This is a genomic window from Erythrobacter sp. S267, assembly GCF_057365045.1.
The window spans coordinates 1,604,877-1,626,067 of record NZ_CP200298.1; the positions used below are offsets into that span (position 1 = coordinate 1,604,877).

Here is a 21,191-nt window from a genome sequence, read left to right on the forward strand (position 1 = left end):
CGACCCCTTGAGACTCGCACTATAGCGCGCCCCGATCCAAGGTCGCGGCACCTAGCACTCCGCTCTCGCACCTGCAACATGCGCCCCTGCAAGCGCCTATTGCAGCATTGGCGCGTTGGCGATGGCTTGATCGAGCTGCTGGATGCGCGCTTCGATAACGGGTCGCCATGGAGCATCCTCGGCTGAGTTCTCCAAAAGCCGTGCCCACGTGTCACGCGCAGCGCGCACCTCGCCCGCTTGCAGGAACGACGTGCCAAGAAAGAAGTCCGCACCAGGATTGGCCGGATCAATCGCCCGCGCGCGGCCATAGGCGTAGAAGGCCGCCGGAGTGACAACTCCATCCGCGTGGCCGGTTAGCGCCATTCCCAGCGCCAACCACGCCTCGATATTATCGGGATCGCTGTTGATGCCTCCGCGCAAGATGCCAGCGGCCTGTGAGAACCTGCCCCTGCTGGCGAACCCATCGGCTAGCACGAGATAGTCGGGCCGCCGGGAGATATCGAACAGCTCTTGGCGAGCTGCGACCATCGCTTCTCCCGACTGACGCTCTTGCGTGAGATCGGGCTCTTTGGGAGCGCCGGGTTTGCCGGGCGACCCTTGGAAGGAATAGCCGACGAGACCGAGCAGCAGAACCGCTCCAAAGATCGCAAATCCTTGTTTGGGCAAGCGCAGAGTGAATGCTGCAATGGCAAAGCTAGCCAACGCCAGCGCCAGAATGCCGAGCCAGCCGCTGATCATGCGTCCGTCTCCGCATCCGAGCGCTTGCGCCCAAGACGCCTCAGCAGCACCAGCCCGACCACCGCAAGCAGCAGCAGCGGGATTGCGAAGAGCGGCCATGTGGTCGAGCTGACCGTGGGATCATAGCTGACATAGTCGCCATAGCGCGCCGTCAGCCAGTCGCGGATTTCGTCAGGGCTCTCACCCGCCAACAGCCGCGAGCGGACCTGATGCCGCATATCGCCCGCCATCGGCGCATCGGAGTCATTGATGCTCTGCGACTGACATTTAAGGCAGCGCAGGGTCTCCATCAGCTCAGTGGCCTGCGCTTCGAGAGCCGGGTCTTCTAGCTGCGTGTAGGCATAAGGCGCAGGCGGCATATTGCTCTGTGCTGCGAGCGGGGCGGCAAAGAGTGCAACGCAAGCGAGGAAAAGCCGGATCATCGCACTTCCTCCAGCTTCTCAAGCAGCAGCGGCACCGTCTCTTCGCGGACATCGCCGATATGCTGGTATCGGATATTGCCCTCAGCATCGATCACATAGGTCTCCGGCACGCCCGACGCGCCGATCTCGATCATCAGCGAGGAGATATCATCGGCACCAATGCGAGTGTAGGGATTGCCATAGCGCCCGAGGAAGTCCTGAACCGCCTCTGGCCGGTCGCGCACGGCCACGCCGATGATCTCCACGCCCTGTTCGCGCAGAGCCTCCAGATGCGGGGCTTCGGCGATGCACGGCAGACACCAGCTGGCCCAGATGTTAAGCAGTTTTGGTTCGCCACCAACAAAGTCACCGCGGCTCACCCCCGGCATCCCGGCCATTGCGGGTTCGAGCGTGAAGTCAGGCAGGCTCTGCTCGATCATTTGTGAAGGGACGTTCTGGTCCTTCGGCTGCGTCAGCATGAAGCCTGCGAGGCCTGCGAAGAACAGGAACAGGCCCAGCGGGACAATGTAGAAGGCTCGGTTCATTCGGCTGGCTCCGGCACCGGATCATCACTCAAACGACCCTTAAGCTCTTCCAGTTCGTCGCGCCGCTCCTGACCTTTGGCCTTGGCGCTGCGACGCTTCAGATCGACGCGCACGCGGCCAATGATCGCAAGCAAGCCGCCCAGCGAAATCAGCAGGCCGCCATACCAGATGAAGGTTACAAACGGCTTCCACCATACACGCAGCTGCCAGCGAGGATTGCCCGCCGCATCAACGCCTGCCTGATCACCGATAACCGCATAGAGCTGCCCGTCCCAGCGGGTGATCAGAGCGCTCTCGCTAGTGGGTTGAGGGGGTGACCAGAAATTGCGCGCTTGGGGTCTGAGGATGGTGGGTTCCTCGTCTCCGCGCGCTGCTGCAATGCGCGCTTCGATCGCCGTCCAGTTGGGGCCTGCGACCGGATCGACGCTTTGCAATTGGATCGTCCAGCCTGCGACTTCGTCGGTGCCGCCGGGAGAGACTGCCGCGAGCTTCTCTTGCGTAAACGCGCTCTCGCACGCCATCCCGAAGAGCGAAACAGCGACGCCGAAATGCGCAATGACCATGCCCCATGTGGCGAGCGGCACGCGCCTGATATTGCGCCCTCTAAGCGGAAGGAAAGCCGCCACGCCCAGCGCCACGGCCAGCGAAAGGCCAAGCAGCGACAAAAGGCTGTAATCGCCCAGAAACGCGACCAGAGCGATGACCGCAAAGGCAATCGTAGCAAGGATCGTCAGCTCCAGCTGGATACGCTTGGGCGTGTCGTCCTTCCACCGCATCAAAGGCCCGATTGCCATCACGATAAACATCGGGATCGCAAAGATCGCGCCTGCGGGATTGAAGTAGGGCGGACCAACGCTGACCCGCACGTCAAACGCCTCGGTCAGCAGCGGGTAAAGCGTGCCCAGCAGCACAATCGCAAGGATCGCCGACAGCATCACATTGTTGAAGACCAGCGCGCCTTCGCGACTGGTGAAGGTAAAGCGCTTACCCTCCGCAATGCTCCCTGCCCGGACCGCAAAGATCGCCAGCGCACCGCCGATATAGAGGCCCAGCAGCGCAAGGATGAAACTCCCCCGCTCAGGATCGACCGCAAAGGCGTGAACGCTGGTGAGGACGCCCGAACGCACGAGGAAGGTGCCAAGCATCGACATCGAGAAAGCGAGCACGCCCAGCATGATCGTCCATGTCCGCAAAGCGTCGCGCGCGGCCAGTACGCTGACCGAGTGCAGCAAGGCCGTCGCAGCGAGCCACGGCATCAGAGAAGCGTTCTCGACCGGGTCCCAGAACCACCAGCCGCCCCAGCCGAGCTCATAATAGGCCCAGTACGACCCTGCCGTGATCCCCAGCGTCAGGAACACCCACGCGCCCAACGCCCAAGGCCGCATGACCTTGGCGAAGTCCGGCGTCACCTGCTTGGTGATCAGCGCGCCCATGCAAAGGCTGAAGGCCACCGAAAGGCCGACATAGCCGACGTAAAGCGTGGGCGGATGGATCGCGAGACCGATATCTTGCAGCAGCGGGTTAAGGCCGGACCCCTCTGGCGGGATAATCGGCAGCCGCTCAAACGGGTTGGAGGAGAGGATCAGGAAAGCATAAAAGCCCAGCGCGACAAAGCCCTGAACCGCGAGGGTCGCCGACATCGTCCGCTCTGGCAGTCGCCGCTCCAATCCAGCCAGCAAGCCGCCCGAAAGCGCCAGCACCGCCACCCAAAGCAGCATCGACCCTTCATGGTTCCCCCAGGTGCCGGTCAGCTTGTAGATGAAGGGCTTGGCCGAGTGCGAGTTGGTCGAGACCAGCTTGATCGACAGGTCTGTCACAGCAAAGGCGTAGAGCAGCAGGCAAAACGCCAGAACCGCCAGAAACGCCTGCACCACCGCCGCAGGGCGCGCATAGATGGCATGCTGAGCGTTGTCCGAACGCAGCCCCATCGCGCCTGAGATCATTTGCAGCACGGCCAGTGCAGCTGAAAGCCACAGGGCGGCAAGACCAAGTTCTGCGATCATCGAAGCGCTACTCTAACCCGGCCACTGTCTCGGAATAATCGGGAGCACTGTCTTCATAGCCGCCGCCTGATCCACCGCCGTGCCCTTCCAGACCTTCCAGCTCACGCGGAACATAATTCTCGTCATGTTTGGCGAGCAGATTGGTCGCAAGGAAAGTGCCGTCCGATTGCAGCGACCCTTCGGCGACAACGCCTGATCCTTCGACAAACAGGTCGGGCAGGATACCGCTATAGGTCACAGCGACCGTGTCGGCGGTGTTGCCGGTGACGACAAAGTCGACCGTAATTCCGTCCGCTTGCGTCGCGATGGAGCCGGGCTGGACCATGCCACCCAACCGGACCGCTTGTCCAACCTCTGGCGGTTTCTCGGCCATATCCTCTGGCAGGTAGAAGAAGTTGGCCTGATTGCTCAGCGCCCACGCCGCGATCAATCCGGCAGCGACAATCGCCACCAGAGCGAGGATGACCAGCGTCATACGCTGATGTTTTGCCTTAAGCTGAGCCATTACCGCCTCTTCAATTCGTCACGGCGCTTCTCTGCGCGGCGCATTGTGGTGTAGCTCCACGCGATCAGAAAGCCCATCGCCACTCCGCCAAACGCATAAGCGCCAACGACGAACGGCCAGTGGTCGAGTGCCTCACGCATTATGCGCTCTCCATCGCTGCGTTGCCTGCCGATTCTGCACGGGTTGGCGCGCCATCATCCAGCGCGCGGCGGCGCAGGCGCGCTTCGACCTGCTGCTCTGCGATCAGAGCGCGCATCCGCATCATCACCAGACCGCCAAACAGCAGCGAAAAGCCCAGTGTCGAGGCCAGGAGCGGCCACAGATAGACAGGATCAATCGCGCTCTTACCCACAGTCAGCGAGGGCGGTTGATGGAGCGAATTCCACCACACAACTGAGCGGTTGATGATCGGCACATTAATCGCGCCAACAAGGCCAAAAATGGCCGGGATCTTGTAAGAGCCGCCTTCACGTGCAGAGGCCTGCGAAAGCGCAATGAAACCGCCATAAAGGAACAGCAGCACCAGCATCGAGGTGAGCCTGCCATCCCACTCCCACCAGGTTCCCCAAGTCGGGCGGCCCCAGATCGAGCCAGTGGCAAGGCAAATCGCGGTGAAGACCATGCCCGGTACGGCGATAGCGCGCGCGCCAATGCCAGCGAGTGGATGCTTCCAGATCAGCAAAGCGCCACAGGAAATCGCTAGGCCTGCCCATCCGCCCATGCCCAGCCATGCAGCGGGAACGTGGAGGAACAGGATGCGCACACTCTCGCCCATCAGGCGATCAGGCGGGACAACCGTCATCCCCCACGCAATCGCGCCAAGCGTCAGCGCAAGACCGCTCCAAAACAGAAGCGGCATCAGCCAGCTGGCGAGCTTTAGAAAGCGCTTGGGATTGGCGTAAATATGCAACGGACGTCTCTTGCAGACCCTCTTAATGCCCTGCGCGCGCCCCGCAAGGGCACAAACGGCCTATGCCCCCATAGAAGCGGGTCAATGGGCGAATTGCTCTAAGAGCAAAAACCCCCAAAGCAGAAACCTATGCCCGTCCAATAAGTTCCTGTGCCATCTGGTCCGCAACAACGTCAGGCGAAGTGCCTGTTGTGTCGCTCGCCTGCCAGACCTGTTCGAGCCGTGCAGGGATCTTCTCAATCCGTGCATTTACGTCCGCTTTGGTGGCGGTGCCCCCATCGCGCCGCGCGAGATATTCAAGCGCGACCGAAATGATACCGCCGGCATTGATGACATAATCGGGCGCATAAAGAATGCCGCGCTCAAACAGGGCAGCGCCGTGGTGCGCACGTGCGAGCTGATTGTTCGCGCCGCCCGCAACGATCTGCGTGTTCAGCGCCGCAATGCTAACCTCGTCAAGGATCGCTCCCAGAGCATTGGGGCTGAGGACGTCGCATTGCGTGGTCAGGATTTCGTCTGGGGCAACCACCGCTGCACCAAGCTCTTCCGCCAGAGCGTTGACGCCGTCTGTGTGAATGTCCGCCAAAGTCAGCCGCGCCCCGTCCTTGGCGAGCAAGCGCGCGACGCCTCCTCCAACGCTGCCGGTGCCTTGGATGGCGACATGGACGTCTTTGACGCTGTCCGTGCCCAGCTTGTGCTGCACCGCCGCCTTGATGCCAAGATAGATGCCATAGGAGGTGAACGGACCCGGATCGCCGCCCGCACTGCCCTCGCCCGACACCGGCAGGCCGGAAACATGCGCAGTGCGCTGTGACACGGCAACCATGTCAGCCTCGGAAATCCCGACGTCCTCCGCAGTGACATACTTTCCGCCCAGCCCCTCAACCGCGTCACCAAAAGCGGCGAGCAGGTCTGGCGTTTTTGTGCGCGCATCATCAGCGAGGATAACCGCTTTGCCGCCGCCCATTGGCAGGCCGGCCATGGCGTTCTTGTAGCTCATCCCGCGCGACAGGCGCAGTGCATCACGCAGGCCGTCTTTGGGATTGGGATAGTGCCAAAAACGCGTGCCGCCCGCACCCGGGCCCAGATGCGTCGAGTGAACCGCAATAATCGCTGTCAGCCCAGAACTGCGATCGCGCACGACGTGCACCATCTCATGATCGTCAAAGTCAGGCTCAGTCCAAAAAGCGGTCATGCACGCACACCTTTTCAAAGCAGCGCGTCAGCAGCAAAGATGAAGGGGAGAAAATGGGGCGATCGAGGGGTCTCGAACCCCCGACCTCCGGTACCACAAACCGGCGCTCTAACCAACTGAGCTACGATCGCCACATGCCCCATTCGGCAGGCCTGTTCCCTTAAGTTCCCAGCCCCTGCCGCTTTATCGCGCAGAACACGCCGATTGACGCACAGGACCCGGGCGGTCAAGGCCGCTTTGGACGGGGGCGAGCCTGTTGCACAATGCGCCCCACAAGAAAAGCAAAAACTGCTTTCACGCCTCCCCTGCGCAAGAATATTTCGCACCGCTTTGCACCTTGCCTGCGCCCGTCGCGGCGATAAGGTCACGTCTGATGGGAAAATCTAGTGATTCTGTCACCGCGACTTTGGCGGGATTTGAGGGGCTCCAGCGCATCCCCAGCCCGAAGGTTGAGCTGTTTCAGGTCAAGAATTTCATCACCCCGCAGCTTTGCGAAGAGCTCATCACGCTGATCGACGCCGACCGCCGCCCCTCAACCATCGCCGACCCCAATGGCGACGATTACTTCCGCACCAGCGAAACCTGCGACCTGTCTCGGCAAGACCCTCACGTCAAACAGCTGGAGGCGCGTTTGGCCGCGCTCAATGGCATCGACCCTGCTTTGGGAGAGCCGGTTCAGGGCCAGCGCTATGACGTCGGGCAAGAGTTCAAGCCGCACACCGATTATTTCACCCCCGGCGGCGCGGATTACGAGAAGTTCTGCGGAGAAACCGGTCAGCGCACCTGGACCTTCATGATCTATTTGAACGACGTCGAGGCCGGCGGCGCGACCCGGTTCAAAGCGCTCGAGGAAAGCTTCCAGCCCGAAGTCGGCAAGCTGCTGTGCTGGAACAATCGGCGCGAGAATGGCGGGGTCAATCCGAACACGCTCCACCACGGGATGAAGGTCCGCAAGGGCCTCAAATATGTGATAACCAAGTGGTATCGGGAGAAGCCCTGGCCATGGTGAGGGCAGTCTTGCGCGCGTTGTTCCTGGCCGCTCCCGCATGTGCTCTGAGCGCCTGCTTGTTCGCGATCTATATCGACGTTGATGTCTATGAAGAGAACGGCGCGATCCTGTTCGACGATCCTAACCGATCATGGTTCACCAGCCATTGCGTGGTCTATGTCACCGTAACTCGGGTCGATGGGGAGCAGGACATCCCCAATGCCGACCGGGTTTTCTGGAGCGCCAGCAGAGCGGGACCGGGCTGTCTAGCCGAAGCCCCTTTCCGCTATGGCGAGACCGAGGCGGAGACCGATCCCGACAGATTTGTCGCACCGAAAGATTTTGTCGCCGGTGGCCGTTACGAGATCGAGGTTGAGCTTACGAATGGCGCTGGGTCGGGGTCGTTTGCCATTCGCGATGATGGCACGCTGGAGAACCTAGACTAAAGGCCCAAACGAAAAAGGGCGACCCAAAGGCCGCCCTCTTCGAATTCGCTTGTGAGCGCTCTTACTTCTTGAGTGAGAGACCGCCGAAACGCTTATTGAACGCAGCAACGCGGCCACCTTCTTGCACCTGACGGTTGCCGCCGGTCCATGCCGGGTGGCTGGTCGGGTCGATATCAAGCGCGAGGGTCTCGCCTTCCGCGCCCCAGGTGGAGCGGGTTTGAAATTCTGTACCATCGGTCATCTTGACCGTGATCATGTGATATTCGGGATGCCCTTCGGCTTTCATGTCGTATGTCCTTTGAGCTTTCACCGGTTCCGACCGGCGGTGCTATGAAATCGGAGAAACGGCGCGCATAACGGCTTTCGCGCCAATTGCAAGCTTAATCCCCAGGCGGATCGGCGATCATCGCCGTAAACTCAGTCTGGCAGGTCACCTTACCGTCAACGCTCGCCTCGCCCTTGAACTTGTAGATCGTGCGGCGTTGCTGGAGGAATTCAACCTTTAGATCGAGCAGACAGCCCGGCGTGACCGGAGCGCGGAACTTTGCGCTTTCGATCCCCATGAAGATCACCAGCTTTCCCGTGCCTGCCAGTTCAAGCGTCTCGATCCCGAGGATCGCCGCGGCTTGCGCGAGCGCCTCAATCTGCAAGACGCCCGGCATGATCGGCGCGCCGGGGAAGTGGCCCTGAAAGAACTCCTCATTCATGGTCACGGCTTTCACCGCGTGAATGCGTTCGTTCAGGTGCAACTCCTTCACCCGGTCGACGAGGAGCAGCGGATAGCGGTGTGGCAAGGCCTTTAAGACCTTGTGGATGTCGTAATCCGTGATCGGTTCACTCATCTGGTGCCCCCCATATCTCCGCCGATTTATCGACCCGAAGGAGCCTGTGTTGCCGGCTGCTGTTGCTGCTGCGCTTCCTGAGCGGCCTGCTGGCGCTGAGCTGAGATGAGAACGGCTTGGATCTCCTGGAAGATCTGAGCGCCATCACGGCTCGGCACATAGCCTTCAGGCGGGACGATCTGCACCGACGGGATACGCGTGTTCAGCGCCGTGCTGATCTGCTGCGTGATGTTCGCGCCTTCTGCTGCAAATTGCACCGTGTCGCGCGGGAAGACCAGAACGATCTGCTGTTGCTGAGTCACTGAGGTAAGCGCAGCGGGATATTGCAAAAGGATCTGCTCGACGGCGAAGATACGCGCGAAATTCACCTGCTGCTGAAGCGCGGCAATCTGCTGCTCAAGCGATTCGATCTGCGCAAATTGCGGCGAATTCTGGAGAGCGGCTTGCTCTGCCTGATCCAGCTGTCCATCGCTGTTCGTGTCAGCCGCTTGCACGGTGGTCTGCAACTGTTGCTGCAAAGTCCGACCTTGCTCGATCTGAGCCGAATAGGTGGTGTTGATCTGCTGATACGCGGTTTGGAAGGCAGTCGTGCCGATGATGGCGCGGCTGACATCTGCCGTTGCGATATTACCCTGAACCTGAGCGGTGGCAGGAGCGGTCGCTGCAAGCGCGCTCAGCGCCAGCGCGCCCGAGGCGAGCAGTTTGGTGGTGAGTTTCATTAGAATTGTGTTCCTACGTTGAACGTCAAAGTCTTGTCATCATCGCCCTCGACCTTGCGAATGGTCTGGGCGAAGTCGATGCGGAAAGGTCCGAAGGGTGAATTCCAGTTCACCCCGATCCCCACGGTGATACGCGGGGAGGAGGAATCACCCAGGAAAACCTCGCGGAAAGAGCCCTGGAGGATCGGGTTAAGCGTCTCGCCATCAGGAGCAACAGGGTTGTCTGACAGCCGCTGATCGATTTGGAAGATCGGGTTGCCATCTGTGTCGAATGCCGGATCACCATTTCCGTCAACAGCTTGGATCGGATTGCCTGCGTCATCGAGCACCGTGAAGGTTTCTATAAATTGCAGTGTATCCTGAAGGATCGGTGTCTCGACTCCCCAAAGCGCGCCGACATCAAGGAAGATCGAGGGGCGCAGGCCCAGCTCGCGCGCGCCAGTGCCCAATGGTATCTCGATCTCTGCGCGACCGAGATAGTAGTTCCGGCCTCCCAGCGAATCGTCCTGTTGCTGGTCGCGTTGCATGTTAACCGTGACGTTGCCTTCCGCGTCACGTTGGTAGAACTGACGCAGGACGCGAGGGCCAACGCCGCGAATGTCGAAGCCACGGAATTGCGGCTCACCCAGGAAGAAACGGTCGGTCAGCAGGATATCATCCACGCCTTCACCCTCGCGCTCGCGCAGCGGGATGATGGTGCCCCCCTCAGCGGAAAGCGAGAAGATAAAGCCGGAATTGAAAAGGTTCCAAAACTGCTGCGCACGGCCACGGAAGCGCAGATAGCGCACATTGCCGCCTAGCCCTGCAAATTCCGACGACAGGGAGACCGAGCGGCCCCGCGTTGGACGCAGGCGTGAATTCAGCGAGTTGTAGTTGACGCTGACGCCCAGGATTGAGCTCAACCGATCGCCAATCGCATCGCACAGGAAGCGGCCTGCGACGATCGGGTCGCATGTGTCTTCCGGGCTGTTGCCACGAACAAGATCCTCGTTGAAGTCGGTGAAGAACAGGCTCTCATCTAGCGACACTTCATCGTAGTTGAGCGTGTAGCTGCCGACCAGCGACATGAACTCGGTCAGCGGCACACCGACGCGGTAGGCCATACCAGTGGTCGCTTGCTCAAAGCTGTTGCCGCGATCACGTTGAAAGCGGTTAAAGCTGTTGAAGTCACGCCGGTAAATATCTGCGCCCGCAGAGATATTTCGGTCGAAGACGTAAGGCTCTGTGAAGCTGATCTGCGCCGAACGCGAGAATTGCGAGTAATTGAGGCTCAGCCCAATGGTCTGGCCGCGACCACGGAAATTCCGCTGGCGGATCGAACCGGCCAGAATGAACCGCTCAATTGAGGAGAAACCGGCAGAGAACTGCAATTCGCCCGTGGGCTGCTCTTCGACATTGGCTTCAAGCACGATACGGTCAGGCGCGGAGCCTTCGACCTGCTGAACTTCGAAGTTTTCCTGGAAGTAACCCAGCGAATTCACACGCGCGGTGGTCCGCTGAACGCCCAGCGAGTTGAACGCGTCACCTTCCGACAGGCGGAACTCGCGCCGGACAACCTTGTCCTGCGTCAGCGTGTTGCCGTTGATGTCAACGCGTTCGATATAAGTCCGCGGCGCCTGACGCAGGATGAAAGTGATATCCATCGTCAGATCGTCAGGGTTACGATTGAAGCGTGGCTGCACGTCAGCAAAGGCGTATCCGAAACGGCCTGCAAGCTCAGTCAGCTGCTCAACCGTCGTCTCAACCGTCTCCGCATTATACGGATCGCCCGATTGCATGACGAGCCCGGCTTGGAGCGAATCACTGTCAAAATCGCGCAGCTGGCTGTCGACCGTGACCTCGCCAAAATTATAGCGCTCGCCCTCTTCCACCACATAAGTGATGATGAAGTCGCGCTGGTCCGGCGTCAGCTCGGCCACCGCAGAGACAACGCGGAAGTCCGCATATCCTTCGGTCAGGTAGAACTGACGCAATTTCTGTTGGTCAAACGCCAGACGATCAGGATCGTAGCTGGTGTTGGAGCTGAAGAAGCGGAAGAAGCGCGATTGCTTCGTCACCATCTCGCTGCGCAGCTCACTATCGGAGAACACTTCGTTGCCGATAATGTTGATCTGGCGGACCTTGGACTTGGGCCCCTCGCTGATCTCGAACACGATGTCGACGCGGTTCTGGGGCAGCTGCACCATCTGCGGCTCAACCGTCGCGGCGAAGCGGCCCTGACGTTTGTAAAGCTCGATGATGCGGGCAACATCGGCGCGAACTTTGGAACGCGTGAAGATCTGACGCGGGGAAAGGCGAATTTCCGGCAGGATCTTCTCAGCATCTAGCCGCTCATTGCCTTCCAGCACGATACGGTTGATCACCGGGTTCTCTGTCACCGTGATGACGACATTGCCGTTATCATTGCGGATCGAGAAGTTAGCAAACAGCTCAGTCGCGCCGAGGTCCTTCAGCGCCTCATCAGCCGCGGCAGAGGTGTATTCCTGCCCGACCCGCAAACGGATGTAGGAAAGGATGGTGGTCGGCTCCAAACGCTCAGCACCCGATACGCTGATCGAGCGGATCGTGTTGGACACCGGAGCGGGGGCAGGAGCGGGCGCCGGTTGAGCCGCCGTGCTCGGCGTCGGTGCTACCTCATCCTGTGCAAGCGCGGCGTATGGAACGCCGGCCAGCATTGTCGCGCCTGTAAGCGCAGTTGCCAAGCGCCCCGAGAAGCACTTCGTGGAGCTTGTGGTTTGAGCAGACCGCAGGCCTGCTTTGTCGCGTCGATTCATGAAAACAACCGTTCCCGTCACCCGTGTAATTCGCGCCAAGCCCCTAGCGCGGGCAGCAAGGCCTGTCAGCCCTGCCAAACTCAAAAAATACGCCCCCGCGTCTGCCCGATGCGCTTCGAGCAATCAAGCGGCTCTCCTCAGGCAATCACAACTGCCTGCCCGCTTTCCCCGGCTAACTGACCTTTGACGGTCAATCGGGCCGAGTTTGTTGCGATTCCTAGCTGCCGAAGATCGGCAACGAAATCACATCATTCACAGTGACCACCACCATGAACACCAAGACGATCGCGATGCCTGTCCTATACGCCCATTCCGTCGCTTGCGGGCCCACCGGTTTCCGGCGGACGGCCTCAGCGGCGTAAAAGGCAAGGTGCCCGCCATCCAGCGCGGGGATTGGCAGGAAGTTAATGAATGCCAAATTAAGCGAGATGAGCGCGGCGAAGTTGATGAAGGCTAGAAGCCCCAAACTCATCTGCTCGCCAGAGTACTTTGCGATTTTCACCGGCCCGCCCAATTCCTGGATTGAGCGTTCGCCTGTGAATATCTGCTTGATGCCCGTCACCATCATCACAGTGATGTCCCAGCACTTGGCTGTCGCAAGCGGAATGGATTCGAGCACGCCGACGTCTTCAAACGCGTATTCCACGCTCTCATCTGGACCAACGCCAATCTGCCCGATCACGCTGACATTGCCGAAACCGTCGGTCATTTCGACCCGCGCGGTGGTGAGCGGCACTTCGACCTCTGCCCCGTCGCGATCAACCGTGAAGACCATGTCCTTGCCCGGATGGAGGAGCACTTCCTCGCGGATTGCTTCGAAACTGTCGATGGGCGCGCCGTCAATGGCGATGATCGTATCGCCCAGCTGGATACCTGCGTCTTGAGCAACCGACTCTTCGGCAAAGCGTCCCACCGTGCGCGGGTCTTGCTCACCCACCAAGGTCGGATTGCCATAGATTGAAAAAAAGGCGGCAAAGATGCCAATCGCCACCAGCAAATTCGTGACCGGCCCTGCCGCCACGATCAGAGCCCGCTTCCACAGCGCAGCGGTCTGAAAACTGCCCTCTTCAGCCGGAGCGTTGGGGTCAGGCACGGATGCCGGGTTCATATCGCCCTTGAACTGCACATATCCGCCCAGCGGCAGGATCGAGAGCTTCCAGCGCGTGCCATGCTTATCGGTAAGCCCCGCGATTTCCTTGCCGAAGCCGACCGAAAACGCCTCTGCCTTTACGCCGAACCAGCGCCCGACGAGGTAGTGGCCCAGCTCATGCACCGTGACCAGCGGCCCCAGCAGCAGCAGGAAGCCGACAAAATACATCCAGAAAGGCGGGGATTCGAACACGTTTTCTCAGGAGCTCCTTAGAGTGTCTCGAGCACCGCGCGGGCTTGTCCTCGCGCTTCGGTGTCGATCGCCAGCACGTCTTCCATCGTGCGTGGGGCTGCGGCGCTATAGCGCGCCAAGACGCTTTCCGCCACTACAGTGATATTCGTGAACGCAATCTGACCGTTCAGAAACGCCTCCACCGCAATCTCGTTCGCGGCGTTGAGCGTCGCAGGAGCCGCCCCGCCCGCCTCTATCGCTTCGCGCGCGATCCGAGTGGCGGGGAACAGCTCTTCATTGGGCTTTTCAAAGTTCAGCTCGCCGATAGCTGTCAGGTCGAGTGGCTCGAGCGGCGTCTCCATCCGCGCAGGATACGCAAGGCACGAGGCAATCGGCACGCGCATATCGCTCGGCCCCAATTGCGCGAGGACGGAGCGGTCGCGGTACTCGACCATGGAGTGAACGATGCTCTGCGGATGGACGACGATCTCGATATTGTCGAGGCCGACGGGGAACAGGTGGTGGGCTTCGATGAACTCCAGCCCCTTGTTCATCATTGTCGCGCTGTCGATCGTGATCTTTGCGCCCATTTCCCAATTGGGATGTTTGAGCGCCTGTTCGCGGGTGACCGACTTCAACTGCTCGGCTGAGAGCGTGCGGAACGGCCCTCCGCTCGCGGTCAGGATGATGCGGCGCACTTCCTTCATCTCATTGCCCGCAAGGCATTGGAAGATCGCATTGTGCTCGCTGTCGGTGGGCAGGAGCGTTGCCCCTGCCTTTGCCACCGCCTGCTTGAAGACGTCTCCGGCAGAAACCAGCGCTTCTTTGTTGGCGAGCGCGATTGTGCTGCCCTGCTCCACCGCCGCCATGGTCGGAGCCAGCCCGGCGCAACCGACGATGGCCGCGACCGTCATATCGACCGGGCGCGCGGCGGCTTCGCACAAGGCCTCGGCCCCGCCCGCTGCTTCGATCCCGCTGCCATCAAGCGCATCTTTGAGGTCGGGCAAGCAGCTTTCATCACCCACCACAGCGATCTTCGCATCAAACTCGCGCGCCAGCGCCGCCAGCTCCTTCGCCGAGCAATTCGCCGTCAGCGCCTCGACCGTCCAGTCCGCGCGGTTGTGCCGCAGCAGGTCGAGCGTCGATGCACCGATGGAGCCTGTCGCCCCGAGCAAAGAGAGCGAACGCGCCATTCTAGCTCAGCCCGATGTAAGCAGGCGCGACCGCGACCATAAACAGGACAAAGAACACCGCGAGGAACCCGTCCACGCGGTCGAATACACCGCCATGGCCGGGTATCAGCTTGGAGGAATCCTTCACTCCCGCGCGGCGCTTCATCCAGCTTTCAAAGAAATCCCCGCTCTGCGCGACAATGGCGATCAGGATGCCGGCGACCACGGCCATTCCGATCCCGGTAGCGGAGAACCCGCGCCCCGTGCCCGGACCCACACCAAACGCTTCCACGCAGATCGCGACAATGCTCGCCGCAACAGCTCCGCCGCCAAGGCCCGCCCAGGTCTTGGATGGGCTGATCTTGGGCGCGATCTTCGGCCCGCCAATCGCGCGGCCTGCAAAATAGGCACCCACGTCGACCGCGATGATCGGCGCAAGGAACGCGAAGAGCACCGACCACATGTCGTAATTGATCCGCACCTGCATCATCGCCAGCGCCGCCGCGCCAACATAGACCGCGCCGAGGAAAATCCACGCGACCTCGGACAAGGCCGAGACGCCGAAGCCCTTCACGATGGAGTTCCACTCCCACAGCACGAGACCTGCAATCGCGATGACAAAGCCGATCCAGAACCAACCGCCGAACCACAGCGCGATGATCGACACGCCGAGCATGGCGACGGCCGAGACGAAGCGGACGAGCAGATCGGACGTACCGCTCGCTGTCGGAGCGCCAGGCTGATTACTTGCGTCCGCCAAAGCGCCGCTCCCTTTGTGCAAAGTCGTCCAAAGCCTTCGCCAGATGTTCCGGCGTGAAATCGGGCCACAGCGTGTCGATAAACAGCATCTCCGCATAGGCCGATTGCCACAGCAGGAAGTTCGACAGGCGGATCTCGCCACTGGTGCGGATCAGCAGATCGAGCGGCGGAAGGTCAGCGGTGTCGAGGTTGCGCGCAATCGCGTCGGCATCGACCGTGCCTTCATCCGCAGCCTTCGCCGCCGCGCGCACAATCTCATCCTGCGACCCGTAATTGAGCGCCACGGCGAGCAGCTTTGTCCCGTTCGAGGTCTGCTCCAGCGCATCTTCAAGCATTTCGACGATGTCGGGCGCGAGGCTCCTCCAATCGCCGATGATTTTGAGCTTCACACCGTTCGCAACGAAGTCGGGCAAGTCCGATTTGATGAACTTGCGCATCAGGTTCATCAGGTCATCGACCTCATCCTCTGACCGCTTCCAGTTTTCCGAGCTGAAGGCATAGAGTGTCAGGCAGTCGAGGCCCATCGGCTCAAGCCCCCGAACCAGCCGCCGGACAGCCTCAACCCCGCGCTGATGCCCGATCGAGCGGGGCAGCGCGCGCTTTTTGGCCCAGCGGCCATTGCCATCCATAATGATGGCAACATGTTTGGCGCGTGCATCCTCCAAGCTTTGCTCCCTCCCCAACCCGTTACTGGGTGAGGATTTCCTGCTCTTTCTTGGCCGCCGCATCGTCGGTGTCGGCGACGAATTTGTCGGTCAGCTTCTGGACTTCGTCTTCCATCCGCTTGCGGTCATCCTCGGAGATTTCCTTGGCCTTTTCGTCGGCCTTGAGGCTCTCCATCGCATCGCGGCGGACATTCCGGATCGCAACCTTGGCTTTCTCCGCATATTGCCCGGCGAGCTTGGCCAGCTCCTTGCGGCGCTCTTCGGTGAGGTCAGGCATGGGCAAGCGGATCGTCTGACCATCGGTCATCGGATTGAGGCCAAGATTCGCCTTGGTGATCCCTTTCTCAACCGCGCTGACATTGCTCTTGTCCCACACCTGCACGGCGAGCATCCGAGGCTCCGGCGCGTTAACCGTTGCGACCTGCGCCAATGGCATCATCGAGCCATAGACCTCGACCACAACCGGATCGAGCAGCGAAGTGTTGGCGCGGCCTGTGCGCAGGCCCGAAAGATCGCCCTTCAGCGATTCCACAGCCCCTGCCATGCGGCGTTCGATATCAGCCTTGTCATATTGCGGCATTGTGACTTCCCTCAGTCTTCTAAAGCTTAGTCTTTTTGAACAATGGTCTGCGTACCCTCGCCCGAGAGCACTTTGGCGACATTGCCTTTTTCGCGAATTGAGAACACCACTAACGGGATATCGTTCTCGCGGCAAAGCGCGACGGCGGTGGCGTCCATAACCTTGAGATTGTCGGCGAGCACCTGATCGTAGGAGATCGTCTCGAACCGGGTCGCATCCGGGTTGTGCTTGGGATCGCTGTCATAGACCCCGTCAACGCTGGTGCCTTTCAGCAGCGCGTCGCAATTCATCTCCGCCGCACGCAAGGCAGCGCCGGTGTCGGTCGTGAAGAAAGGGTTGCCAGTGCCAGCGGCGAAGATCACGATCCGGCCCTTCTGCAAGTGCCGCTCTGCCCGCCTGCGGATATAGGGTTCGCACACGCTGCTCATCGGAATGGCGCTCTGCACCCGCGTCTGCACGCCCGCCTGCTCCAGCGCGTTCTGCATGGCGAGCGCGTTCATCACCGTCGCCAGCATGCCCATGTAGTCGCCGGTCGTTCGGTCGAGGCCCCTCGCCGCTCCTGCAACGCCGCGGAAGATGTTGCCGCCGCCGATGACGAGGCAGACCTCAAGCCCGGTATCCTTCGCCACTTTCACCTCTTCAGCGAGGCGCGCAACGTAAGCCGGGTCGATGCCGTATTCCTGTTCCCCCATCAGCACCTCGCCCGAGAGTTTGAGGAGGACGCGTTTGATCGGTGGAAGCGGCATGGTGGATTTGATCCTCAAGGTCACGATTGAGCTTGGCAATTGCCCTTATCCGCGCGGCGCTGCGCTGCCAAGAGGCAGGTGCAGCACATCTTGTGCGCAGTTTTGCCAAACTTGGTGCTTGTGTCCGCCCTGCCCTTCGCGCGAGAGAGTGGGGATGCTCGGACTGATCCGCTCTTTGCTGGCTTACAAATGGGTGCGCATCGCGCTGCTGCTCGGGGTCATCTTTGGCCTGCTTGTCGTCGCCAAGGCATGGCACGACACAATGCGCGATCCGGTGATCGAGCGGTTGGTGGTTGAGAGCGACAACTTGCCCGCAGGTTCGCAGCCGCTGACCATCGCCATGCTCGCCGACATCCACATGGCCTTCCCCGACATGTCGCCTTCGCGCGTCGAGCGGATCGTCGAACAGACCAACGCTTTGGAAGCCGACTTGATCGTGCTCGTCGGAGACTATGTGACCGCCGGTCGCGGAGGCACCCAGCCCTACACGCCTGCCGAAGTGGTCACTCCGCTCAGCCGCCTCTCCGCCCCTCTGGGAGTGGTGATCGTGCCGGGCAATCACGACCATTGGTATGGCTGGGATGACTTGAAACGCGAACTCGCCCGCCATCCACACATCACTGTCCTGCAAAACGAGGCGGCGCAATTCGGCCCCGTCGCCGTTGCGGGCCTCGACGATGAATTCACCGGCAAGCACGACATCGAAGCCACGACCCGCGCCATGGCCCCGCTCACCGGAGCGCAAATCTGGCTGAGCCACACGCCCGACACTTTCCCGAGCATTCCGGTGAGCGCCGACCTCGTCCTTGCCGGGCACACCCATTGCGGGCAGGTCGCCTATCCATGGGGCACGCCGGTCAAGTCGATGTCCGCTTACGGCCATGCGTTCGATTGCGGCGTAACAGAGCAACACGGCAAGACTCTCATCACAAGCGCCGGGATAGGCACCAGCCTCGCCCCCGTTCGCCTGTTCACCCATCCGGAGATCTGGCTGGTGGAGTTGCGGGCAAAGGGTCGTTAGGCTCAACCGCTAATTGGATGAGAGGCCAATGGTGAAACTGGGCACAATGCTAAAGACATATGACGACTGGCACGTCCCGCATCCTGGCGGGCCACATGATCTCACGCCCAAGCAGCGCGAAGCCAATTTCGAAGTGTTGATGCAAGAAAAGCCAGCGCGTATCGCGACTTTGCGCGCGGTGCTGCCAGAACTGGAGGAGGCCATTGCAAGCCTGCTCGACCCTCAAGCCGATCCCGTGCCAGCCATTCAGGCGCTGGAGGCATGGTGGCTAGACAGTGTCATGGGCATCAACCTCATCCCGCCTGTGGCAACGTGGTGGCGCAAGCTGCTGAAGCCGGGCGGATACTTCCCCAAGAACGAGGCTTTGGCGATCGCGCATTGGGATGAGCGGCATGACCATCCGCTCGTGCCCAAGCTTGCCTCGATGCTGGATGATCTCAGCCTGCTGCTGGGCGAAGCGGTTGTCCTGCGCCGTCCGGACTTCAATTGGGAGCTGAACCACTACGCCTCGGAGAAGCGCGCCGATACGATGGAGTATGGGCGCCCTTGTGTGCTGCGCGACAAGTTGGGCGACTATCCGCTCAAAGCGTTTCCGATGCCGTTCTGGACCCGCTCCAATTACGGCTCGTGCCATTCCTACAAACGCAACGGGATGCTCAAGCCAGCGACCAAGGTGGATGGCTATTGGCACGGCACATTCGTGGGCTGGACGGTGGTGGAGATCCTCGATGGCAGCCATACAGAGGATTACTATCCCGCCGGTCCGGACAGCGAACGCGTGGCCGGACGCAGGTATGGCGGGAGCCCCCAGCCGGCCGAGATGTAATCACCGGGAATGTGACGCGGCACCTGCGCGCGCTTCACCCGGCATCAACCATAATTTTAGGGGTTTGCAGGTAAGCGGTTCTCTTGAAACGAGAGACCACGCTTTGACCCAATCCGCTGCGCCACAAGCTGCTGCTTCTGCTGCAAAAGACTTTCGCCCAGCGCTCAATGCGCTGCGGGCGGCGGCGTCTGTGTGGGTCGTGGTCTATCACTTCCGATATTATTCCGATTTTGCGTGGTTTGATCTATTCGGGGTGTCACAGGGCTATCTGGGAGTGGACGTGTTCTTCGTCCTGAGCGGACTGGTCATCTCGCATGTCTATTTGACCGGAGCGCTGAGCGGCTACGGGTTCGCGCAGCATATGCGCTTCCTGTGGCTGAGGATCGCGCGGCTGTGGCCGGTCCATGCGCTGATTATGGTCACTTTGCTGGTCGCGGCGCTGGTGAGTGGCCAGGTTCTGAGCGCAGCCGACATCGCCGACTGGTTCTCGCTCACCTTCCTGTTCCGGCAGTGGCTGTTGCCAGAAAGCTATGCATGGAATTCCCCCGCCTGGTCGATCAGCGCCGAGTTCTTCGCCTATGCGGTGGTCTTCCCCACCGTCATCGCCTGCGCACGCGTGCTGGGGATGCGAGTGGCGGGCGTTGGTCTCGCCGGGATTGGCCTGCTGATCTACCACGCGATTGAGAGCCAGTTCGGGACGATCAATCTCATCGGCTATGCCGGGCCTATCCTACGGGTCGTGGCAGGCTTTTGCTTTGGCGCGGGGCTCTATTGTCTGGTGCATGACAAGGCGTGTTCAACGCGCTGGGATGCGCTGGTGTGGTTCGGCGCGGCCGCGTTTATCGCGAGCCTGTTTGCTGGCTCCGACACACTCACCATCGCGGCGTTCAGCCTGCTGCTCGTTGGCCTCTATCTGTCGAACGGGAGTGTGGCGCGCGGGCTGTCGGTCAAGCCGCTTCACCTGCTGGGCGAGTGGTCCTTCGCGCTTTACCTGATCCACATCCCGATGTTGCGGCTAGGGTCGTTTGTGGCAGAGGGCGCTGGGCTGGAGCGCGGGGTGGTTTTCTGCCTTGTCGTGCTGGCGCTGTCGGTAGCGGCGTCGGCGGTGACCTATCGATTTGTCGAGACGCCTGCGCGGGGGTGGCTGAAGGGGGTGGTGCCGAGGTGGAGTTTGGCGCGGCCTGCGAAAGCCGTTTGAATGCCTGCGGGAGCGGGGTGGCTCCTTAGTCGGCAACCACTTCGAAGTGGATCGCGGGCCAACCTGCGTTCTTCACCGCGCGCACTGCTCCTCCGAAGCAACGCCAAGGTGTGCTGGCGTCTGACTGGATGCGCGCAACGATTGAGTCGATCAGGTCAGGATCAGCGACCACAACTTCTGGCCCGCCCTCTCGAACAACAAGCTCGTCAAGCGTCATAAAGGCCTGATCGTAGGCTTCTTCGTAGCTCACCACCTTGTCGTCCAGCACCATCACGCATTGATCGGCCTCAGCGGAGTAACCGACGCGCAATCCCACCTCGTTTTCGGTCACTGTGCCTGCGAAGCCTTCGGCAATGAAGGCATCCAGCTTGGGATAATCCGCGCGCGGCTTTGATTGCTCCTCGTCCTGCCACGCCAGTTCAACAGGGCCGTACTCCGAGATTTCGGGCAATTGGGAAAGAACAATCGCGAACTGGGCTTGCGGATCGATTATGAGCGCAAGTCTGAAAAGACCATCTGCCTCAATGCCGTTAAAGAGGTTGTCGAGGTCAGCGGGCGCGACGGGTTCGCCTTCGTAGCTGATCTCACCCCGTGCGTTCATGACGAGCGGGGGCGCGTCTTCGGTGGCAACAGGCGTCGGACCCATTGGGATCTCGTATCGCAAGACATCGAGGACAAGTTTGTCTCCTGCATCATCTGCGCCTGCATTGGCAGCCGCGCAGGCTGACAGCGAGGCGAGGCAGGCAAGGATCGGGGCGATGGATCGGAAGGACGTGCGCATGGCAGCGTGATACGCTCATTTAGCCAAAGATGGAATGGTCGAAGCCTCAAGGATCA

Annotated in this window: 24 protein-coding genes and 1 tRNA gene; 5 read left to right on the plus strand and 20 right to left on the minus strand. The window is 60.7% G+C overall.

The window, feature by feature from the left end:
- Positions 1 to 96: 96 nt before the first annotated feature.
- The 9 genes from AC0V6X_RS07485 to AC0V6X_RS07525 all read right to left on the minus strand — a co-directional run bounded on the left by AC0V6X_RS07485 (position 97) and on the right by AC0V6X_RS07525 (position 6,428).
- Positions 97 to 738, minus strand: coding sequence for a tetratricopeptide repeat protein (locus tag AC0V6X_RS07485; RefSeq protein WP_486183950.1), 642 nt, complete (start codon positions 736 to 738; stop codon positions 97 to 99).
- Entirely contained in the window at positions 735 to 1,160 is a 426-nt protein-coding gene (locus AC0V6X_RS07490; RefSeq protein ID WP_486183951.1) for a cytochrome c-type biogenesis protein, read from the minus strand. The genes AC0V6X_RS07485 and AC0V6X_RS07490 overlap by 4 nt, the downstream gene beginning before the upstream one ends.
- Complete coding sequence (locus AC0V6X_RS07495) at positions 1,157 to 1,684, minus strand: DsbE family thiol:disulfide interchange protein (RefSeq protein ID WP_486183952.1); 528 nt, start codon at positions 1,682 to 1,684, stop codon at positions 1,157 to 1,159. The genes AC0V6X_RS07490 and AC0V6X_RS07495 overlap by 4 nt, the downstream gene beginning before the upstream one ends.
- Complete coding sequence (locus tag AC0V6X_RS07500; protein WP_486183953.1) at positions 1,681 to 3,687, minus strand: heme lyase CcmF/NrfE family subunit; 2,007 nt, start codon at positions 3,685 to 3,687, stop codon at positions 1,681 to 1,683. The genes AC0V6X_RS07495 and AC0V6X_RS07500 overlap by 4 nt, the downstream gene beginning before the upstream one ends.
- Positions 3,688 to 3,694: 7 nt before the next feature.
- Positions 3,695 to 4,192 (minus strand): cytochrome c maturation protein CcmE, encoded by a 498-nt coding sequence (ccmE, locus tag AC0V6X_RS07505; RefSeq protein WP_486183954.1) that lies wholly within the window; start codon positions 4,190 to 4,192, stop codon positions 3,695 to 3,697.
- Positions 4,192 to 4,332, minus strand: coding sequence for a heme exporter protein CcmD (gene ccmD, locus AC0V6X_RS07510; RefSeq protein WP_486183955.1), 141 nt, complete (start codon positions 4,330 to 4,332; stop codon positions 4,192 to 4,194). Before ccmD ends, ccmE begins: the two co-directional genes overlap by 1 nt.
- Entirely contained in the window at positions 4,332 to 5,102 is a 771-nt protein-coding gene (ccmC, locus tag AC0V6X_RS07515) for a heme ABC transporter permease CcmC (protein ID WP_486183956.1), read from the minus strand. Before ccmC ends, ccmD begins: the two co-directional genes overlap by 1 nt.
- A 127-nt stretch (positions 5,103 to 5,229) precedes the next feature.
- Positions 5,230 to 6,297: a Leu/Phe/Val dehydrogenase gene (locus AC0V6X_RS07520; RefSeq protein WP_486183957.1), complete on the minus strand. Its 1,068-nt coding sequence runs from the start codon at positions 6,295 to 6,297 to the stop codon at positions 5,230 to 5,232.
- A 54-nt stretch (positions 6,298 to 6,351) separates the two neighbouring features.
- A tRNA-His gene (locus AC0V6X_RS07525) sits at positions 6,352 to 6,428 on the minus strand.
- Between the two features lie 242 nt (positions 6,429 to 6,670).
- On the opposite strand from AC0V6X_RS07525, the gene AC0V6X_RS07530 reads away from it, so the two are divergent.
- Together AC0V6X_RS07530 and AC0V6X_RS07535 are read left to right on the plus strand one after the other, a co-directional pair.
- Complete coding sequence (locus AC0V6X_RS07530) at positions 6,671 to 7,306, plus strand: prolyl hydroxylase family protein (RefSeq protein WP_486183958.1); 636 nt, start codon at positions 6,671 to 6,673, stop codon at positions 7,304 to 7,306.
- Positions 7,307 to 7,362: 56 nt separating this feature from the next.
- Positions 7,363 to 7,731: a hypothetical protein gene (locus AC0V6X_RS07535; protein WP_486183959.1), complete on the plus strand. Its 369-nt coding sequence runs from the start codon at positions 7,363 to 7,365 to the stop codon at positions 7,729 to 7,731.
- Between the two features lie 61 nt (positions 7,732 to 7,792).
- Here the strand turns inward: AC0V6X_RS07535 and rpmE are convergent, their stop codons facing one another.
- The 10 genes from rpmE to pyrH all read right to left on the minus strand — a co-directional run bounded on the left by rpmE (position 7,793) and on the right by pyrH (position 17,309).
- On the minus strand, positions 7,793 to 8,017 hold the full coding sequence (gene rpmE / locus AC0V6X_RS07540; RefSeq protein ID WP_486183960.1) for a 50S ribosomal protein L31: 225 nt from the start codon (positions 8,015 to 8,017) through the stop codon (positions 7,793 to 7,795).
- A 94-nt stretch (positions 8,018 to 8,111) separates the two neighbouring features.
- Positions 8,112 to 8,573, minus strand: a complete 462-nt coding sequence (fabZ, locus tag AC0V6X_RS07545) for a 3-hydroxyacyl-ACP dehydratase FabZ (RefSeq protein ID WP_486183961.1) — start codon at positions 8,571 to 8,573, stop codon at positions 8,112 to 8,114.
- Between the two features lie 26 nt (positions 8,574 to 8,599).
- A complete protein-coding gene (locus AC0V6X_RS07550; protein ID WP_486183962.1) occupies positions 8,600 to 9,292 on the minus strand; it encodes an OmpH family outer membrane protein in 693 nt (230 codons plus the stop codon).
- The gene (bamA, locus tag AC0V6X_RS07555; protein WP_486183963.1) at positions 9,292 to 11,967 is read right to left on the minus strand and encodes an outer membrane protein assembly factor BamA; all 2,676 of its coding nucleotides are present in this window, start codon (positions 11,965 to 11,967) and stop codon (positions 9,292 to 9,294) included. Before bamA ends, AC0V6X_RS07550 begins: the two co-directional genes overlap by 1 nt.
- 316 nt (positions 11,968 to 12,283) lie before the next feature.
- Positions 12,284 to 13,384: an RIP metalloprotease RseP gene (gene rseP / locus AC0V6X_RS07560; RefSeq protein WP_486185535.1), complete on the minus strand. Its 1,101-nt coding sequence runs from the start codon at positions 13,382 to 13,384 to the stop codon at positions 12,284 to 12,286.
- 41 nt (positions 13,385 to 13,425) lie between these two features.
- Positions 13,426 to 14,580: a 1-deoxy-D-xylulose-5-phosphate reductoisomerase gene (dxr, locus tag AC0V6X_RS07565; protein WP_486183964.1), complete on the minus strand. Its 1,155-nt coding sequence runs from the start codon at positions 14,578 to 14,580 to the stop codon at positions 13,426 to 13,428.
- Position 14,581: 1 nt separating this feature from the next.
- Positions 14,582 to 15,319 (minus strand): phosphatidate cytidylyltransferase, encoded by a 738-nt coding sequence (locus AC0V6X_RS07570; protein ID WP_486183965.1) that lies wholly within the window; start codon positions 15,317 to 15,319, stop codon positions 14,582 to 14,584.
- A complete protein-coding gene (gene uppS / locus AC0V6X_RS07575) occupies positions 15,303 to 15,947 on the minus strand; it encodes a polyprenyl diphosphate synthase (protein ID WP_486185536.1) in 645 nt (214 codons plus the stop codon). Before uppS ends, AC0V6X_RS07570 begins: the two co-directional genes overlap by 17 nt.
- A gap of 58 nt (positions 15,948 to 16,005) precedes the next feature.
- A complete protein-coding gene (frr, locus tag AC0V6X_RS07580) occupies positions 16,006 to 16,563 on the minus strand; it encodes a ribosome recycling factor (RefSeq protein ID WP_486183966.1) in 558 nt (185 codons plus the stop codon).
- A 26-nt stretch (positions 16,564 to 16,589) separates the two neighbouring features.
- Complete coding sequence (gene pyrH, locus AC0V6X_RS07585) at positions 16,590 to 17,309, minus strand: UMP kinase (protein WP_486183967.1); 720 nt, start codon at positions 17,307 to 17,309, stop codon at positions 16,590 to 16,592.
- Between the two features lie 154 nt (positions 17,310 to 17,463).
- Between pyrH and AC0V6X_RS07590 the strand changes: the two genes are divergently transcribed.
- The 3 genes from AC0V6X_RS07590 to AC0V6X_RS07600 all read left to right on the plus strand — a co-directional run bounded on the left by AC0V6X_RS07590 (position 17,464) and on the right by AC0V6X_RS07600 (position 20,354).
- On the plus strand, positions 17,464 to 18,330 hold the full coding sequence (locus AC0V6X_RS07590; protein WP_486183968.1) for a metallophosphoesterase: 867 nt from the start codon (positions 17,464 to 17,466) through the stop codon (positions 18,328 to 18,330).
- A 46-nt stretch (positions 18,331 to 18,376) separates the two neighbouring features.
- The gene (locus tag AC0V6X_RS07595; protein WP_486183969.1) at positions 18,377 to 19,156 is read left to right on the plus strand and encodes a hypothetical protein; all 780 of its coding nucleotides are present in this window, start codon (positions 18,377 to 18,379) and stop codon (positions 19,154 to 19,156) included.
- A gap of 103 nt (positions 19,157 to 19,259) precedes the next feature.
- Positions 19,260 to 20,354, plus strand: coding sequence for an acyltransferase family protein (locus tag AC0V6X_RS07600; RefSeq protein ID WP_486183970.1), 1,095 nt, complete (start codon positions 19,260 to 19,262; stop codon positions 20,352 to 20,354).
- Between the two features lie 25 nt (positions 20,355 to 20,379).
- Here the strand turns inward: AC0V6X_RS07600 and AC0V6X_RS07605 are convergent, their stop codons facing one another.
- A complete protein-coding gene (locus tag AC0V6X_RS07605) occupies positions 20,380 to 21,135 on the minus strand; it encodes a hypothetical protein (protein ID WP_486183971.1) in 756 nt (251 codons plus the stop codon).
- Positions 21,136 to 21,191 lie beyond the last annotated feature (56 nt).

Coding starts and splice junctions, on each gene's coding strand:
- AC0V6X_RS07485 (WP_486183950.1), bottom strand. CDS start 738: ATGATCAGCGGCTGGCTCGGCATTCTGGCGCTGGCGTTGGCTAGCTTT.
- AC0V6X_RS07490 (WP_486183951.1), bottom strand. CDS start 1,160: ATGATCCGGCTTTTCCTCGCTTGCGTTGCACTCTTTGCCGCCCCGCTC.
- AC0V6X_RS07495 (WP_486183952.1), bottom strand. CDS start 1,684: ATGAACCGAGCCTTCTACATTGTCCCGCTGGGCCTGTTCCTGTTCTTC.
- AC0V6X_RS07500 (WP_486183953.1), bottom strand. CDS start 3,687: ATGATCGCAGAACTTGGTCTTGCCGCCCTGTGGCTTTCAGCTGCACTG.
- ccmE (WP_486183954.1), bottom strand. CDS start 4,192: ATGGCTCAGCTTAAGGCAAAACATCAGCGTATGACGCTGGTCATCCTC.
- ccmD (WP_486183955.1), bottom strand. CDS start 4,332: ATGCGTGAGGCACTCGACCACTGGCCGTTCGTCGTTGGCGCTTATGCG.
- AC0V6X_RS07520 (WP_486183957.1), bottom strand. CDS start 6,297: ATGACCGCTTTTTGGACTGAGCCTGACTTTGACGATCATGAGATGGTG.
- AC0V6X_RS07530 (WP_486183958.1), top strand. CDS start 6,671: ATGGGAAAATCTAGTGATTCTGTCACCGCGACTTTGGCGGGATTTGAG.
- rpmE (WP_486183960.1), bottom strand. CDS start 8,017: ATGAAAGCCGAAGGGCATCCCGAATATCACATGATCACGGTCAAGATG.
- fabZ (WP_486183961.1), bottom strand. CDS start 8,573: ATGAGTGAACCGATCACGGATTACGACATCCACAAGGTCTTAAAGGCC.
- AC0V6X_RS07550 (WP_486183962.1), bottom strand. CDS start 9,292: ATGAAACTCACCACCAAACTGCTCGCCTCGGGCGCGCTGGCGCTGAGC.
- bamA (WP_486183963.1), bottom strand. CDS start 11,967: ATGCTGGCCGGCGTTCCATACGCCGCGCTTGCACAGGATGAGGTAGCA.
- rseP (WP_486185535.1), bottom strand. CDS start 13,384: ATGTATTTTGTCGGCTTCCTGCTGCTGCTGGGGCCGCTGGTCACGGTG.
- dxr (WP_486183964.1), bottom strand. CDS start 14,580: ATGGCGCGTTCGCTCTCTTTGCTCGGGGCGACAGGCTCCATCGGTGCA.
- uppS (WP_486185536.1), bottom strand. CDS start 15,947: ATGGATGGCAATGGCCGCTGGGCCAAAAAGCGCGCGCTGCCCCGCTCG.
- frr (WP_486183966.1), bottom strand. CDS start 16,563: ATGCCGCAATATGACAAGGCTGATATCGAACGCCGCATGGCAGGGGCT.
- pyrH (WP_486183967.1), bottom strand. CDS start 17,309: ATGCCGCTTCCACCGATCAAACGCGTCCTCCTCAAACTCTCGGGCGAG.
- AC0V6X_RS07590 (WP_486183968.1), top strand. CDS start 17,464: ATGCTCGGACTGATCCGCTCTTTGCTGGCTTACAAATGGGTGCGCATC.
- AC0V6X_RS07595 (WP_486183969.1), top strand. CDS start 18,377: ATGCTAAAGACATATGACGACTGGCACGTCCCGCATCCTGGCGGGCCA.
- AC0V6X_RS07605 (WP_486183971.1), bottom strand. CDS start 21,135: ATGCGCACGTCCTTCCGATCCATCGCCCCGATCCTTGCCTGCCTCGCC.